Annotated in this window: 9 protein-coding genes; 7 read left to right on the top strand and 2 right to left on the bottom strand. The window is 55.7% G+C overall.

Translation table 11 applies throughout. From position 1 onward, the window contains the following. Nucleotides 1-24 precede the first annotated feature (24 nt). The 6 genes from BOC67_RS17355 (at nt 25) to BOC67_RS17330 (ending at nt 6059) form a co-directional block, all read left to right on the top strand. The gene (locus tag BOC67_RS17355) at nt 25-1485 is read left to right on the top strand and encodes a RagB/SusD family nutrient uptake outer membrane protein (protein ID WP_291911915.1); all 1461 of its coding nucleotides are present in this window, start codon (nt 25-27) and stop codon (nt 1483-1485) included. A gap of 99 nt (nt 1486-1584) precedes the next feature. After that, complete coding sequence (locus BOC67_RS17350) at nt 1585-2757, top strand: exo-alpha-sialidase (protein ID WP_291911914.1); 1173 nt, start codon at nt 1585-1587, stop codon at nt 2755-2757. After that, nucleotides 2757-3689 carry a dihydrodipicolinate synthase family protein gene (locus BOC67_RS17345; RefSeq protein WP_291911913.1) on the top strand — a complete coding sequence of 311 codons (933 nt, stop codon included), beginning with the start codon at nt 2757-2759 and terminating at the stop codon, nt 3687-3689. Before BOC67_RS17350 ends, BOC67_RS17345 begins: the two co-directional genes overlap by 1 nt. Before the next feature lie 59 nt (nt 3690-3748). Then, nucleotides 3749-3964: a hypothetical protein gene (locus tag BOC67_RS17340; protein ID WP_291911912.1), complete on the top strand. Its 216-nt coding sequence runs from the start codon at nt 3749-3751 to the stop codon at nt 3962-3964. A gap of 57 nt (nt 3965-4021) precedes the next feature. Beyond that, on the top strand, nt 4022-4792 hold the full coding sequence (locus tag BOC67_RS17335) for a galactose oxidase (RefSeq protein WP_291911911.1): 771 nt from the start codon (nt 4022-4024) through the stop codon (nt 4790-4792). 19 nt (nt 4793-4811) lie between these two features. Next, nucleotides 4812-6059 carry an MFS transporter gene (locus BOC67_RS17330; RefSeq protein WP_291911910.1) on the top strand — a complete coding sequence of 416 codons (1248 nt, stop codon included), beginning with the start codon at nt 4812-4814 and terminating at the stop codon, nt 6057-6059. A 125-nt stretch (nt 6060-6184) separates the two neighbouring features. On the opposite strand, the gene BOC67_RS17325 is transcribed toward BOC67_RS17330, so the two are convergent. Together BOC67_RS17325 and BOC67_RS17320 are read right to left on the bottom strand one after the other, a co-directional pair. Further along, the gene (locus BOC67_RS17325; RefSeq protein ID WP_291911909.1) at nt 6185-9079 is read right to left on the bottom strand and encodes a polysaccharide lyase family 8 super-sandwich domain-containing protein; all 2895 of its coding nucleotides are present in this window, start codon (nt 9077-9079) and stop codon (nt 6185-6187) included. 77 nt (nt 9080-9156) lie between these two features. Then, on the bottom strand, nt 9157-13137 hold the full coding sequence (locus BOC67_RS17320) for a two-component regulator propeller domain-containing protein (protein ID WP_291911908.1): 3981 nt from the start codon (nt 13135-13137) through the stop codon (nt 9157-9159). 178 nt (nt 13138-13315) lie between these two features. Here BOC67_RS17320 and BOC67_RS17315 point away from each other — a divergent pair, with 178 nt between their 5' ends. Continuing rightward, nucleotides 13316-16522, top strand: a complete 3207-nt coding sequence (locus tag BOC67_RS17315) for a TonB-dependent receptor (protein WP_291911907.1) — start codon at nt 13316-13318, stop codon at nt 16520-16522. Nucleotides 16523-16527: the final 5 nt, after the last annotated feature.

Here is a 16527-nt window from a genome sequence, read left to right as displayed (position 1 = left end):
TTCATCACTCATAAACGATGCATCATGAAAAAGATTTGCTGTTATATATTACTGCTGTCGCTGTTTACAGCCTGCGATAAAATACTGGATGTAGAGCCACAGTCGCAGATCACGGACCAGGTGTTTTTTCATAACGAGGGCGACTTTGAACCCAACCTCGTGGGTATCTATTCCGTCATGCGGAGTATAGCCAACAACGTTACCTACGGCACGGAGAGGGGAGAAGAGCTGGTGTCCGCTACCAACTCGCGTTTCACGGTGGCCTGGTCCCAAACATTATCACCTGCCAACGGCGCGGTGAACTATGCGGAATGGTATAAGGGCATCGGCCACTGCAACCTCCTGCTGGATAAGATCAAGGCTTTTGACTTCGCTTCCTCGCCTGACCTGAAACGAAAGATCGTTGGGGAAACGCTGGCCCTGCGCGCGTATTTCTATTTCCACCTGCTGCGTGTATTCGGCAGCGTGCCCATTGTGCTGGAAGCCATTACGGACGAACACGTCACCCCGCATAAACGCAACAGCGGCGAAGAAGTCATGACGCAGATCCTGGCCGACCTGGACGAAGCCATCGCCCAGTTTACCGGCATGTCCAACTTCTCCAAAACAACCTATCCTTCCAAATACCGCTTTGCTTACGGCAGCGCGATGGCCATGAAAGCGGATGCCCTCCTCTGGAAAGCCCGCGTACAGGCCGGCGGCGAGAGCGCGCTGCAGGCCGCGGTGAGCGCCATCACGGAAGTGGAAGCCACCGGCCTTTCGCTGAATGCGGACTTCTCCAGGGTAACCGGCAACCGCGCTTCCGCCAATACGGAAGTGCTGCTGGCTGCCTACTTCAGCAAGGACGAAACGCCCGGCGGCAACTATGGCAAAAATGCCCTGCCCTTTAAAGATGTGCTGGAAGGCGCTACCAACAAGGAACAAATCCCGTACGTGAAAAATTCCACGAACGGCCAGGGCGCTTACCAGATCAGCCCCTTGTCAAAATCGCTGTTCAAATACAGTAACGACAAGCGTATTCCTTATACCTGGATCGCGGATATGTATCCCTCCGGCCCAAAGATCAGCTGGATCACCAAATACCCGGGCACGGTGTATGTGGATGACCGTTATGCTGATAACGATATTATCCTCTATCGCCTGGCGGACCTCTACCTGCTGAAAGCGGAAGCCTACGCGCTACTGGCCGATTACGCCAACAGTAAAAAATACCTGGACCTCGTGCGGCAGCGCGCCGGTATCGATGGCTACGCCGGCGAAATGAGTACCGCCGCCATGGAAAAGGAAATCCTGGACGAACGTGGCAGGGAACTCTTCTTTGAGAACAAACGCTGGTTTGACCTCGTGCGTTTTCATATTGGTGGTACCATCGACGTGTACAAATACGTGCCTAACCTGAAAGGGAAGACCACGCCGCTCTTCTGGCCGGTGAATACGACCGTGCTGGCAAATAATCCTAACATGACCCAAACGGATGGTTATTGATGGAGGGCATGATCAAGCATTGCCTGCCTTGCTAATTGATAGCATTGTACAAAGCAGGCCTGTTAAAATAATACCTGCCCTGCCGATTAATTTACTTATATGAGAATGATAAGGATACCTTACAAATCACTACTAATAGCGGCCGCCATGGGCTGGTCCGCCTGTAACGCTGCCCGCCACCCGGTCGGCGCCGCCGTGAGTGAAGCCCGCATTGTATTTGAGCCGGACGGCAAGTACGCCTCCATGCGTATTCCCGCGCTGGCGCTCACGCCCAAACAAACGCTGCTGGCCTTCTGCGAAGGCAGGATCGGCAATGCCAGCGATTGGGCTGATATGAACCTGATCCTGCGCAGGAGTACGGATGGCGGTAAAACATGGAGCGGCATTACCGTGCTGGATACCAGCCGGCAGTCGCCCGTGGGTAATCCCACGCCCATCGTGGACGACAGGGGAGTGGTCCACCTCCTGTACCAGAAAGATTATAAGGACGCTTTCTATATCCGTTCTGAAGACGATGGTATAACCTGGTCCGCCCCGGTGAACATCACTGCCGTTTACGACCAGTTTAAACCCGGATATAACTGGAAGGTACTGGCCCCCGGCCCCGGCCACGGCATACAGCTGCAATCGGGCCGGCTGCTCGCCGCCGTATGGCTGGCGGATTCCCGCAAGCTTGCGCCCCGCCGCAGCCACAGCCCTTCCTGCGTGGCCACCATTTATAGCGACGACTATGGCGCTACCTGGCATCGGGGCGCTATCGTGGCGGATTCCTCTGCATTGATCCCTAATCCGAACGAAAGCCAGCCCGTTGAGTTGTCGGACCGCCGCGTACTCCTCAGCATCCGCAACCCTTCGCCAGCCAGGCGCCGGGCTTTCGCTGAAAGTCCGGACGGCGCTACCACGTGGACGCCTATACGCTACGCGGAAGAGTTGTTCGACCCTACCTGCATGGCCAGCATCGTCAGCGTGCCGTCCTGGCGTCCGCAAGGCAAACCTGCCCTCGTATTCGTCAACCCGGACAGTCGCGCTATCGAAAAACATCCCCGCGCCAACCTCACGGCCAGCGTTTCGCTGGATGATGGCAAAACCTGGCAGCTACGCCGCGTGCTGGACAGCGGGCCTTCCGGCTATAGCGATATGGCCGCCGGCAAGGACGGTACCATTTACTGCCTGTACGAAACCAATACCGGCAACAACAAAGGATTCAATTATAGCCTGGTGCTGAAAACATTCAATACGCAATGGCTGAAAAAAATAACCCGAAATAACTAATGATGAAAATACAAGGATTGATCGCTGCTACGTTCAGCACATTTAATGAAGATGGCTCATTGAACCTCTCCCTGGTTCCTTCCCTCGTCGATAACCTGGTGCAACAGGGCGTGAAAGGCGTGTTTATATGCGGTACCAATGGGGAAGGGCCCAACTTAACTGCCGAGGAGCGTATGGCCACCGTGGAAGCATTTGTACAGGCAGCCAATAAACGTTGCCTGGTGCTGGTACACGTAGGGCATTCCTCCATTGCGGAAGCCCGCCGTTTGGCGGCACATGCGCAAAAAGCAGGCGCGGACGCGATTTCCGCGGTATCGGCTTTCTATTTCAAACCGGCATCCGCCCGCAATATGGTGGACTGTATGGCGCAGATTGCCGCCGCGGCGCCGGCACTGCCGTTCTACTACTACCACATTCCCGCCATCACCGGCGTGGCCGTCAACCCGCTGGAGTTCCTGGAACTGGCGGAAAACCGCATTCCCAATCTGGCCGGTATCAAATACACGGCGGCCACCTTGCATGAATACCAGGCCTGCCTGAATTATGGCAACGGTAAATACGACATCCTCTTCGGGTACGATGAGCTGCTGCTACCGGCGCTTTCCGTTGGCGCCAAAGGCGCTATCGGCAGCACCTACACGTTTGCGGCGCCCCTGTACCTCCGCATACTGGAATTGTTTGAACAGGGGGATCTCACCGGCGCAAGGGCCCTGCAATACGAGGCGGTGAAAATGATCCAATGCCTGGGATGGTATTCGCCCATCCCTGCGCAAAAGGCCATCATGAAGCTGCTCGGGACGGACCTCGGCCCCTGCCGCCTCCCGCTTACCACCCTGGATGCATCGCAACAGGAAAAGATCGCGCAGTACCTGCAGGAGATCCGGTTTGCGGAAGTGCTGCAATCAGTAAGCGCTGCAAAGGTCACCCTTTAATTGCCCGCGAGATGTGCAGGAAACTGAAACTATTCCTAATCGTTATACTAACCATGCTGATGAACGAGCATTGTAAAACCCACCCGGCGCTATCGCTGCGCTGGGACACGCTGCCTGCAATCCCCGATACCACGGGGTTTGCGGGCTCTTTTGCCGGCACGTCCAACGGGGCCTTGCTGGTAGCCGGCGGGAGCAACTTCCCCGGCGGCGGCACTCCCTGGAACGGGGGTACGAAAACCTGGTACGATCATATTTACGTGCTGGAAAGTCCGTAGGGCCCCTGGAAGCTGGCCGGCAAGCTGCCGCGCCCACTGGGCTACGGCGTTTCCATCGTGGACCAGGAGGGGCTGATATGCATCGGCGGCAGCAACGCAGGCGGTCACTATGCCGATGTGTTCCGCCTGCGCTGGCAGCACGGCGCCGTACAAACGGACACGCTGCCGCCACTACCCGTAACGCTGGCCAATTGCAGCGGAGCGCTGGCCGGAAATCGTATATACGTGGCCGGTGGTATCCATACGCCGGACGCGGATACGGCCGCCGCGGATGTGTACATGCTGGACCTGCAAGCCCTGCACAACGGCTGGAAAGCCCTGCCTCCATGCCCGGGCCCCGCCCGCATGCTGGCGGTAGCCGGCGCTGATGGGGATGATTTCTACCTCTTCAGTGGGGCGGCATTGCATCAGGGCAAACGCGCCTACCTGCAGGACGCCTGGCGTTACCGCCCGGAAGCCGGCTGGCAGCGTTGCGCGGACCTGCCGCAACCCGTAGTGGCCGCGCCTTCCCCAGCCTATGGAGCGGAGCGCTTGCTCAGCATCATCGGGGGCGACTCCGGCAGGGACGCCGCTGCTGCCGGTAGCTTAAAGGAACACCACCCCGGATTTTCCACTGAAATCATATCCTACGATCTTTCACATGATAGATGGTTACTGAGCGGGAAACTGCCCGTCAGCATTCATGCTGACGCGGCAGCAAACCCCAACGGCAGCTACTGGGCGCCCGTTACCACTACTTTGGCCCGCTGGAATAATATGGTTATTTTACCGGGAGGAGAGGTGAGGCCCGGCGTCAGAACGCCGCATGTATGGGCAGGCAAACGATAACCGTTAACACCAAAACGTTATGAAAAAAAGTAAATATTATCCCTGGGTGGTAGTAGGCCTGCTATGGTTTGTGGCACTGCTGAACTACCTGGACCGGCAGATGCTCTCCACCATGAAACCGGCCATTCAGCAAAGCATCGCCGAGCTGGAAAGCGCTACCAGCTTCGGCAGGCTTATGGCGGTATTCCTGTGGATTTACGGACTCATGTCGCCGGTGAGCGGCATGATTGCGGACCGGATCAACCGCAAATACCTCATCGTAGGCAGTTTGTTTGTATGGTCCGCCGTAACGCTGCTCATGGGCTACGCGACCACCTTTAACCAATTGTACTGGCTGCGCGCCGTCATGGGCGTGAGCGAAGCATTATATATCCCCGCGGGCCTTTCCCTGATCGCGGATTATCACCAGTCAAGCACCCGCTCCCTGGCCGTAGGCATACATATGACGGGTCTGTACATGGGCCAGGCCCTGGGCGGCTTTGGCGCCACGGTGGCCGCTACGTTTTCCTGGCAGTTGACCTTCCACTGGTTTGGGCTGGCAGGCATCGCGTATGCCGTTGTCCTCCTGCTGTTCCTCCGGGAATACAGGCCGGCGCATAAAGCTGACAATGCCGCGCCACGCCCATTTTTCAGCGGCCTCAGGTTCGTTGTGCTGCTGCTGCCTTTCTGGGTCATCTTCCTTTGCTTTTCCATTCCCAGCATTCCCGGCTGGGCGATTAAAAACTGGCTGCCTACCTTGTTTGCCGGTACGCTCCATGTACCTATGAGCAAGGCCGGGCCGCTGGCTACGATCACCACCGCCGTGTCGTCCTTGATTGGCGTGGCTATCGGCGGGCCGTTGTCGGACCGCTGGGTGCAGCGAAACCTCAGGGGAAGGATTTACACGAGCGCCATTGGCCTCAGCCTGACCATCCCGGCATTGCTGTTTCTCGGCATGGGTAATGGCGCGTTCTTCCTCGTTGCGGCCGCGTTCTGCTTTGGGGTGGGTTTCGGAATGTTCGATGCCAACAATATGCCTATCCTCTGCCAGTTCGTAGCGCCGGCGAACCGCGCTACGGCTTACGGGCTGATGAACCTGGGCGGCGTGTTTTCCGGGGCGCTGATTACGGACTTTCTTGGGAAGTCGACGGATGCCGGCCACCTCGGACGTGACTTCGCACTGATGGCGTTAGTGATACTTGCCGCCGTCGGCATGTTGCTGTGCTTTCTTCGCCCCCGGACGAAAGATTATCGCGATGCGGCGCCAGTTTTTCCCCTAAAAAAATAAAATTAAAAACTTTCCCAAACAGGAGAGGAGGCTTGCCTTCTCTCCGTAATCCCATAAAAAAGGCGTATCATAAATATGACACGCCGTTCACCTTTTAAAAATTACACTAAAACTTTAAAATCTTCCTATATCTTCACAATCTTCCGCACCAACTGCCTGCCCTTTCCCCGCAACACCAGTATATACATCCCCGGTTGTACATCTTCCAGGGGTATCTCAAATTGCGGATTATCCCTTTTAGCCACATTCACCACCTTCAGGAGTTTGCCGTTGGCATCCCTGATCTCCGCCTGCAACCAGGGTTTATCACTCGTTACCCGGATGAATTTCTCCGCCGGGTTGGGGTAAATGCTTGTACCGCTCATTTTACTGTCGCTGGCTGCAAACGTGCTCATGGCAGCGCTTTCCGTGCTGCAAACCAGCATGGGCCGCTGCGTGCTGTCCGCCCCTTCGCGGGAGGTAAACATTGCATCCGTTGTGGAACCGGCCAGGCCGGAAACCAGCTTCAGGGATAACACGCCATCGCCGGCCTGCTGTGCCAGCGCAATATCCGTCACATCCCACTCCGCAAAATTGCCGGCGGCACGGCCCATCACCGTATCCACCGCGCTGCTGGCGGCCGGCATATTGTTATAGGTGATGCCGCTCTCCGTCCAGCTGTCGTTACTCACGTATTGCAAGATCCACGGCACGGTAGTAATGGAAGTATTCGCATAGTTCACATACATCCGCAGCTTCACCCGGGTAGCGCCTGCCGGCAGGGCGTTTACATTGAATTTCAAAAACACTTCCCGGGTATAGCTGATGCTGGCATCCTGCTTCAATACCAGGCTGCCGGTACCGTAATTGACGCCGGCATAAGCGCTGCCGCCCCGTACATACGCATCGGCAACAGCCGCCACGGTAGACACGCTGTAAACCGGCGTACTGGCGTTCACGTTATACATCACCGTGCTGCCAGCATACGCGCCGGAAGGCATCGCCGCCGTAAGCTGGCGGGTTTGTGAAATGCCGGGGAGGTTAAAATAAATATTCACCGGCAGGGTGGATTGTGCGGGATCGGCTACCGCTACTTTTACATTGGAACTGCCTACGTTTTGCAGCATGAGCGCACAAGGCCTGTCCACCGTAACGGTGACGGAATCCTGGTGGAAAGTACCCGCCTGGTAAAATACCATCTGCCAGATATTCAAACCCGCATGGTACACCACCTGCATGGCCGAAGTATTTTGGTACACCCGCACCGCGGTCGTATCATAGGTATTCATATCCTGACCCGGTAATACATAATAAGCATAGCTTCCGTTGGAAGGCGCTGTGCCATGGTTGAACCACAGCGTAAACACATTCATATTCTGCACGGTAGTGCTGCCGCCGTTGTTAATGCTCCTCCACGTGCCGGACTGGGATTGCATGGTAAGCTGCAACTGGCCGCCATTGGGGAAGTAATAGCCCACGCCGTTATGCGTAATCCATTTCAGGTTATTATTATAGGTATAGCTGCCGTTGGCAATCGTGCTGACCGCCCCGTTCACTTTGGCGCTCACCGTACCGTTCAACAGGCACTGGTTAACAGTTGTATTAATGGGCTGTGTAGCCGTTGACGTTATACCCGCGCCCAGGCATACCACTTCCTTGTCAAAGAAGAACCATGCTTTGCGGGCCTGGGTATTGTAGTCGGAGAACTGCAGCGCGGAAACGCCGTACAGCGAGTCGGACACGCCGCCGGCAAATGCCGTTGTGCCAAAGTTCACGCCCCAGCTGGCGCGCAGCGGAATGGTAGTTATGTACGGTACCGTCGTTCCGGGAATACGGCTCCAGTCCCACACCGGGGGAATATTGTAATACTCGTTCCCGTTCATGGCAATATGGGTGGACCCGTCGGAGAGGTAGTACCCTTTCAGGTTTTCCCCGTTCCCGTTTTCCTGCTTGGCCGTACGGGTGGAGGTCAGGTGCAGGCCAAAGAGGTAGCCGCTGCGGTGATGCAGGGTATAGTCGGACCGCCAGAAGTGCGTATGCAGGTCAGGCAGCAGGTAGCCCGGGGGCTGCGTCCCGTTCAGGCGGGCGATGTTCTGGTTATATTCCGTCACATTCGCCGTATCCAGCACCTTCAGCTTTTCCAGGTGCGCCGTAACGCCCACGGCTAAGTTATTTTCCCGGCTGATGCTGCGGCCGTTGGTACCGTAGTCGATATACTTGCTGCGCATAGCCTTCAGGAAGCCGTTGCGCACGAAGTTGCTGAAAATAGCGAGGCGGCTGCCGGACAGTGCGTACGACGTGCCCCTCAGGTAGTATGCTATCTTTGTTTCCCCTTCCACGAACACGCTGCCGTAGCCGTAAATATACAGCTGCGGGCCATGCTGCTGGTAGGAGTAATCGTGCTGGATGCCTTCCGCCGTCGTGAGCATGAGGGGGTAAAAAACCTGGTCCACACTGTACTGCATCAGGGAGTCGTTGGCCGTGAGGCAGGCGCGGTACATAAAATGCGTGGCCACATCCAGCTTGTTGGCCCCTGTTTGCGCGCTGGGGTTGCCCCGGTTCATTTGCGTGAGCAAAGCGCTGCGCAGGGAGCCCAGGCTGGCCGGCGCCGTTTCCAGCAGGATCAGGATTTCCCCGATGCGCTGGGGATTGGAAATCTGGTTATGGTACCAGTTCCAGCTCTGCGGATCGGCAGTGTTCCAGTAAGTGAGGCTGCTCACGATGGCGTTAAACAGCGCGCTGCTCTGGTAATAGCTGCTGCCCGGCTTGGAATACGCCTGGGCAAAAGTCTTCACGCGGTTGATGTGTACATCCGCGGTGTAGGTAGTGGAGCTGTAGGCATAATTCACATCCGGCCAGGAGCCGTTGGACTGCAGGGTGGCCAGCGTGCTGGTCACGTTATTGTCCAGCGTGGTGGTGTTGCTTGCCTGCGACAAAAGCTCCGCCCGGATACGGTCCATGATGGTGACGTACTCCGTCTGGGCACGGGTTACCTGCGCCACCAGGCACCAGGCCATGATAAGTAGAATTTTGATTTTCATAACAGTGGGTTTGTAACAAATCTACTATAACCCGTTGGCGCACAGGGGTGGATATTCTAAATGAATGGGGTGAATTTTCATAATTCCGCCGTTCCGGCGTATTCGGATGGCGTTTTCCCGAACTGTTTCTTGAACTCCCGGCTGAAATATTTCGGGTCGTTATACCCCACCATATACGATACCTGGTACACGGTATGTTCCCGGGTGCGTATGAGCGCGGCGGCTTTTTTCAGCCGGAGGGATTTGATGAAATCGTTGACGGACATATTCGTCACGGCTTTCAGCTTCTTGTACAGCACGGGTTGGCTCATGGCCACTTTACGGGCCAGCATGTCCACCCCAAATTCCTGGTCCTCCATATGTTCCTCCACCAGGGCGATGACTTTTTCCAGGAAGGCATTGTCCACGCTGGTCGGCAGCGGCTCCGGCGGGGCGGGCGTGATAGTATGCAACTGCCGGCTGTACCGCTCCCGCATTTTTTCCCGGGAGGTGAGCAGGTTGCGTACATTCAGGGCCAGCACTTTGGTGCTGAATGGTTTGGTGAGGTAGAGGTCCGCCCCGGTTTCCAGCCCGCTCACGTGGTCCGCCTGGGAGCTCCTGGCCGTCAGCAGTATCACGGGGATATGACTCGTCCTTTCATCGGTTTTAATTGCCTTGCAAAACGCCAGGCCGTCCATTTCCGGCATCATCACATCACTGATAATCAGGTCGGGGATTTGGGTGGTGGCGGTGTTAAGGCCATCCGCCCCGTTTTCGTTTTCCAGCACGGTATATTGTCCGCGGAAGGTTTGGCTGATCAGCGCCCGCAGTTCCGGGTTGTCCTCCACGATGAGAATGGTGAACGGCTGCGGCGCCGCGACCTCCGCTTCCGGGCCTGCTTCCGTTACGGGAACCGCTTTGGTAGCGGGTTTGGGCATGGCCGGAGCAGTACCCACGGTATGGATGCTGCCTTCAAAATGCCGGCTGCCCAGCGGCAGGGTCACCGTAAATACCGTGCAGCCCTCTTTTTCCGCCGTGGAAGGCTCGCTCTGCACGGTCAGCGTACCCTTATGCTGCTCCACAATATTTTTGGACAGGGCCAGGCCTATCCCATAGCCGGTGTTTTGCAGGCCGTGGTCCTGCACCTGGAAGAAGTTGGTGAACAGCTTGTCCACATACTCCGGGGCGATGCCTCTTCCATTATCCGTTACCGTTATGATGCAGTTTTGCCGGGTAACAGCCGCATGCACCAGTATCCGGCCCCCGTCCGGCGTGAATTTAAAGGCGTTGGTGAGCAGGTTGAAAAATACTTTTTCCAGCTGCTCGGGGTCAAAGTACAGCCAAACCGCATCCTGCTCATGGCGCAGCTCCATGCGGATGTTACGCTCCATGGAGAGGTCCCGGAAGCCGGCGTAAATCTGTTCCAGGAAAGGGATGAGGTCCTGTTCGTATATGTGTAACCGTAAGTGATTGGTTTCCGCCTTGCGGAAGTCCATCAGCTCGTTGACGAGCTTCAGCAGCCGGTCCGCATTGTTGCGCAGCTGCCCCAGCGTGCCCTGCAGCGGATCGTCCTTGCGGAGGGTATCCATCATGCGCTCCACGGGCGCCAGCAGCAGCGTGAGGTGCGTGCGTATCTCGTGGGACACGTGGGTGAAGAAGTTAAGCTTCACCTGGTGCAATTCTTCTTCCTTCCGGAGCAAGGCCCACAGGAAAAAGAAGCGGGTAACGAAAAAGAATAACGCCACAATAGCGATTACATAAAGCGTATAAGCCCACCAGGTACGCCAGAAGGGCGGGAGGATGGTGATTTCCATCCGCGCCGGCGCGCTCCACACGCCGTCGTTATTGGCGCCTTTGACCCAGAAAACGTACTGCCCGGAAGATAAATTCGTATAGGTGACACCGGGAGTCGTGGTTTCAATCCAGTCCCTGTCGGCCCCTTCCAGCTTATACGCATAGCGGTTTTTATTACTCTTCACATAATTGAGCAGGGCAAATTCCAGGGTAAACACTTCCTGGTTATGCTTAAAAGCCAGGCTACGGGTATAACTGATGTCCTGCTGCAAAAGCTGATCCTCCGTACCGATACCCACGGGATTGTTGAACAGGCGCAGGCCTGTAAACCGCAGGGGGGAAGGCGTGGTGTTGGTCATCACCCGGTCCGGGAAGAAGCTGGTGATGCCGTTGTAACCGCCAAAGAGGAACTCGCCCCGGCTGTCCTTCAGGAAGGAATTGTAGTTAAACGCATTGCCTGCCAGCCCGTCGCTGGTGGTGAAAGTCTGGAACGTATTGCGGGCGGGGTCGAAGCGCACCAGCCCATTGTAGGTGCTGATCCAGAGGGCGTGCTGTTTGTCTTCCAGCAGCCCGATGACGTTGTCATTCGGCAGCCCGTCTTTTACCCGGTATTGCACCGATTGTTTGAGATCGGGCGAATATTTTACCAGTCCGCCGAAGTACATGCTCACCCAAATCTGGTGCAGGTGGTCCTCCTGGATGGAGTTCACGTAACCGCTTTGCAGCCGCCGGAGGCTGTCGCCTTCCAGGACATACAGGTAGCTGATGGTGCCGATGAGTATGCGGTGTTGGGAGTCTTCAAAAATATAGCGGATGGATTGTTTGGCCATTGGCCCCGGCAAAGTGGAATCTGCCTGCTTTACCAATTCGCTGCCATGGCGGTGGAAGACCTGCAGCTGGTTATTAGCGCCAATCCAGAAGCGGCCTTTGCTATCTTCCAACAGCGCCGTTACCTCGCGGGAGAAGGTCCCGGGGTCTTTGGCATTGTAGAAGAACCGTTTAAAACGCCCTTGCTGCAAGAGGTTCAGGCCTCCGCCATGCGTGGCTATCCATACCTGGTGATCTTTATCTTCATACACCACCTTTACCAGGTTGCTGCCGAGGCTACCGGGGTTGGCGGGATCGTTTTTATAGGTCGTGAACCTCCCCGTGGCGCGATTGAAATAATTCAGTCCTCCCCCTTCCGTGCCAATCCAGTAGTTGTGCGCCGCATCTTCCAGGATGCTGCTGATCACATTATTACTGATGCCGTTCAGCGGGGGATGGATTTGCCAGTTGGTAAACGATGAGCCGTAGGCATGCACCATATTGACGCCGCCAAAGTAAGTGCCCACCCACATAGCGCCGCTGTTGTCCTGGTAAATACTATGGACGGAGTTCTGGCTGAGGCCATACCCGCCGGGTTCCCGCATATCCTGCCGGTAGTGGCGGGCCCGCATGGTTACCGGGTCAATGATGGTGAGTCCTTCCTGGGTGCCTATCCACATGTTCCCCTGCGGGTCGGGCGTCACACGTCGTATTATATTGTTAATAATGGTGGGGGGAGATAATAAAGTGAACCGGCCATGCACCGGCTCGTAAATATTCACTCCGCCGGTCTGCGTGCCTAACCACAGACGGCCCTGCGAATCGGCAGTAATGGCGGTGATAAAATTCATGGAAAGCGTGTTGGCGGATCCGTCCACGCGTCGTATATGCTCAAAGCGGTTGCCGCTGATCTTCGTAAGCCCGGTATTGGTGCCCACCCAGATATTGCCTTGCTTGTCCTCATACAGCGCGCGCACCACATAACCCGCAATATCCGGCGGCGCAATGAACTTCGTCCGCTGCCCGTCGATAACATACAGCCCGTTGTTGGCGCCAAACCAGTAGCGGCCTTTGCTGTCTTCCAGGATGCAATTGATATTGGGGGTGTACGCCGTATCCAGCAGGATGCGTATAAAGCGGTCATGAATGGGATCGTATTGCGCCAGGCCGGCCGTGGTGCCAACCCATAGCTTGTTGTGCCGGTCCCGGTACATACTCATGATGGTATTGCCGGGTATGGAGGTCGTATCCGCCGCCTGCTGGTGATAGATTTTGAAGCGGTGTCCGTCATACCGGTTCAGCCCATAATGAGTGCCGAACCAGATGAAGCCCTGTTGGTCCTGCACGATGGATAATACCGCGTTATGCGATAGCCCGTCTTCTACCGTAAGATGATTAAATGTAATATCCTGCCCGTAACTTTTGGTGAACACAGTAGGGAATAGCAGGCATATCAGCAGGAGGCATCTCAGAATCATTCACTAAATATAAGGATTGTACACACCCAAATATATGTTTTTTATTCGTATGATTATCAGTGTTTTGCAGGGAGATTTATAAAATTCCCCCCATAAATTTAGAATAATCTCCCCCTGTTCCGGACTGCTTACTACATATTTGTGTATCAACCAGGATTTCCAACTAATTCCAGCGATTATGACTAACACTTTCCGAGCCACCTTTGCGGGACGCAGGCGCCGCTCCCCGGGGATTTATTTACTACTATTAGTCATGTGGATCATGCTTTCTCCACTTATCCTAATTGCACAGCAGAAAAAAAATTATGCAGGCGTAGTAAAAGACAAAGACGGGACGCCGCTGGTAGGCGTGACCGTCATGGTGAAAAACGAAAAGACCGGCGCCACTACCGATGCCAACGGGCGCTTCACCATCGCCGCCAATCCGGGCAGCACCCTCGTATTTACCTATGTCGGTTATTCCAGGCTGGAGCAGCCGCTGGACGGGCGTACGGAGTACAACATCCGCATGGCCGAACAGGCGGGCACGCTCAGCGATGTGGTGGTGGTAGGTTATGCCACCCAAAAACGTAAGGACCTGACCGGCGCGGTCGGTAGCGTAAACATGAAAGAATTTGAAAAAGCGCCGGTGAAATCATTTGACGAGGCGCTGGCAGGGCGCGTAGCCGGTGTGGCCGTAGCCAGTAACGACGGGCAGCCGGGCTCCATTGCCAACATCGTCATCCGCGGCGCGGGTTCTATCACGCAGGACAACTCTCCGCTCTATGTCATCGACGGCTTCCCGACGGAAAGCTCCAACGCCAACGCCATCAGCCCGGCGGATATCGAGTCCATCGACATCCTGAAAGACGCTTCCGCCACGGCCATTTACGGGGCCCGCGGCTCCAACGGGGTAATCCTCATCACGACCAAGAAGGGGAAAACCGGCGTACCGCAGGTGAGCTACAACGGCTACTATGGCTGGCAGCAGATACCCGCCAAAATTCCGCTCATGAGCGCTTACGACTTTGTGAAGTATGTAGGCGAAGTGAATCCCGGCATTTACGATTCCGTGTACCTGGCCGGCGGCGTAAAGCTGGAGGACTACCGTAACCGCGCGTCCGTCGACATGCAGGATTACATCTACCGCGTAGGGCAAAACACCAACCACGATATTGCCGTACGTGGCGGTAACGATAAAACGAAATACTCCCTCTCCGGCAACTTCAACAACCAGAAAGGGATTATCATCAACAGCGGCTTTAAACGCTACCAGGGCCGGTTTTCGCTGGATCAAACGGTGAGCAGCCGCTTTAAGGTAGGCCTCAATGCCAACTATGCCTACAGCGAAGCCTTTGGTATCCCGGTATCGGCTACCAACTTCTACGCCTCCGCCACCACGCTGTATTCCGTTTGGGGCTTCCGGCCCACGACCAGCATTAAGGGGCGGGACAGTGCCGCCAACCTGATCGATGATTTTTATGATCCGGGCAATGAGCTGGCCAACAACCAGGACTATCGCGTAAACCCGCTGCAGAATATCCAGAACCAATACACGATGACGAAGGTGGGCAACCTCATGGCCAACGCCTATGCACAATACGCCATCACGAAGGACCTGACCCTGCGCATCGTTGGCGGTATCAACAGCGTAAGTACGGAAACGGATATCTTCAATAACTCCCTCACCCAATCGGGCAGTAAATGGAACTCGAATGGCGTGAACGGCAGCATCGAGTTCAGGCCGGTATCCACCTGGCGTTCCGAAAACTCGCTGACCTATAACAAGACGTTTAATAAAAACCATCACCTGACGGTGCTGGCAGTAGTGGAAGCGCAGGGCAATAAGAACTCCCAGCGCAAGTTCTCCGCCAACCAGGTGCCGAATGAAGACCTCGGCCTGGATGCGCTGGACCTGGCTTCGCCGGCCAACACCTCCCTGGTTTCCATGAGCAGCCGCTGGACGATGGCTTCCGGCGCGGTGCGCGTTAACTACGACTACGCCTCCAAATACCTCTTCAGCGCTTCCATCCGTGCGGACGGCTCTTCCAAATTTGCCGCCGGCAACAAATGGGGCTACTTCCCATCCGCTTCCGCGGCATGGCGTTTCAGTGCGGAAGAGTTTATGAAACCGGTGAGCTTTATCTCCGATGGTAAAATCAGGCTGGGCTACGGCGCGTCCGGTAACAACAGGGTAGGGGATTTCAGCTATTTGCCGCAGCTCTCCCTCACCAATAACCAGTACTGGTACTCCGTTGGTAACGGACCGCTGGGTATCGGCGCGGTAATGACGTCTTCCGGAAATCCAAACCTACGCTGGGAAACCAACGAACAGGCAAACATCGGGTTGGATATGGCCTTCCTGAAAAACAGGCTGACCCTCACCGTGGACGCTTACATCCGCACCACGAAGGACCTGCTGCTGAATGCCGCCCTGCCATATGCGCACGGTATTGAAAGCGCCTCCGGTTTCAAGAACGTGGGCAAGCTGGAAAACAAAGGGTTGGAGTTCACCATAGGCGCTACCGTGGTAGATAACAAAGCGTTTACCTGGAACAGTAGTTTCAACATCAGCTTTAACCGCAACAAGATACTCTCCCTGGCAGAAGGCCAGCAGTCTATCCTGTACGGTTCCGGTACATTCTTCAATACTACCTATTCCGGCCTGTTCCCCTACATTTCTGTCGTGGGCCGGCCCCTGGGCGAAATGTACGGCCTCGTGTTCGACGGCGTGTACCAGTATGGTGATTTTGACCTCATGCCTAACGGCACTTATCTGCTCAAAGGCGATGTGCCTACGAATGGTTCCGCAAGGAACGCCATCCGCCCCGGTGATATCAAATACAAGGACCTGAACGGGGATAATGTGGTAAACAACCAGGACTATACCATCATCGGCAGCGGCCTGCCTAAGCACACCGGCGGTTTCAGCAACGATTTCCGTTACCGGAATTTTGACCTGAACATCCTGTTGCAATGGTCCTACGGCAACGATATCATCAACGCCAACCGCTACGTGTTTGAAGGCGGTATCGTCAACAACCCGAACCTGAACCAGTTTGCCACTTACGCCAACCGCTGGACGCCCACGAACCCCAGCAATACCATGTTCCGCGCAGGAGGTATGGGCAATGCGGCTTACTCTTCCCGGGTGATTGAAGATGGCTCCTACCTGAAACTAAGGACGGTGTCCCTGGGGTACAGCCTCCCCGCGGCCATGCTGAAACGCGCGAAGATAAAAAGCTTACGCATCTACGGCTCCGCGCAAAACATCTACACCTGGACGAAATATTCCGGTATGGATCCTGAAGTCAGCGCAAGACCCAGCAACCTTTCGCCGGGCTTTGACTATGCGGCCTATCCGCACTCGCTGTCCTATGTAACAGGTTTAAATGTCACCTTCTAAATCGA

The sequence above is a fragment of the Chitinophaga sp. CB10 genome (genome assembly GCA_001870995.2).
GTDB lineage: Bacteria > Bacteroidota > Bacteroidia > Chitinophagales > Chitinophagaceae > Chitinophaga.
The sequence above is the reverse complement of the archived record's forward strand: the minus strand, read 5'-3'. Positions and strand labels throughout refer to the sequence as shown.

What these genes read in the sequence shown, in the direction of transcription:
- BOC67_RS17325 (WP_291911909.1), bottom strand. Translation starts at nt 9,079, where the DNA reads ATGAAAATCAAAATTCTACTTATCATGGCCTGGTGCCTGGTGGCGCAG.
- BOC67_RS17330 (WP_291911910.1), top strand. Translation starts at nt 4,812, where the DNA reads ATGAAAAAAAGTAAATATTATCCCTGGGTGGTAGTAGGCCTGCTATGG.
- BOC67_RS17345 (WP_291911913.1), top strand. Translation starts at nt 2,757, where the DNA reads ATGATGAAAATACAAGGATTGATCGCTGCTACGTTCAGCACATTTAAT.
- BOC67_RS17350 (WP_291911914.1), top strand. Translation starts at nt 1,585, where the DNA reads ATGAGAATGATAAGGATACCTTACAAATCACTACTAATAGCGGCCGCC.
- BOC67_RS17320 (WP_291911908.1), bottom strand. Translation starts at nt 13,137, where the DNA reads ATGATTCTGAGATGCCTCCTGCTGATATGCCTGCTATTCCCTACTGTG.
- BOC67_RS17340 (WP_291911912.1), top strand. Translation starts at nt 3,749, where the DNA reads ATGAACGAGCATTGTAAAACCCACCCGGCGCTATCGCTGCGCTGGGAC.
- BOC67_RS17355 (WP_291911915.1), top strand. Translation starts at nt 25, where the DNA reads ATGAAAAAGATTTGCTGTTATATATTACTGCTGTCGCTGTTTACAGCC.
- BOC67_RS17315 (WP_291911907.1), top strand. Translation starts at nt 13,316, where the DNA reads ATGACTAACACTTTCCGAGCCACCTTTGCGGGACGCAGGCGCCGCTCC.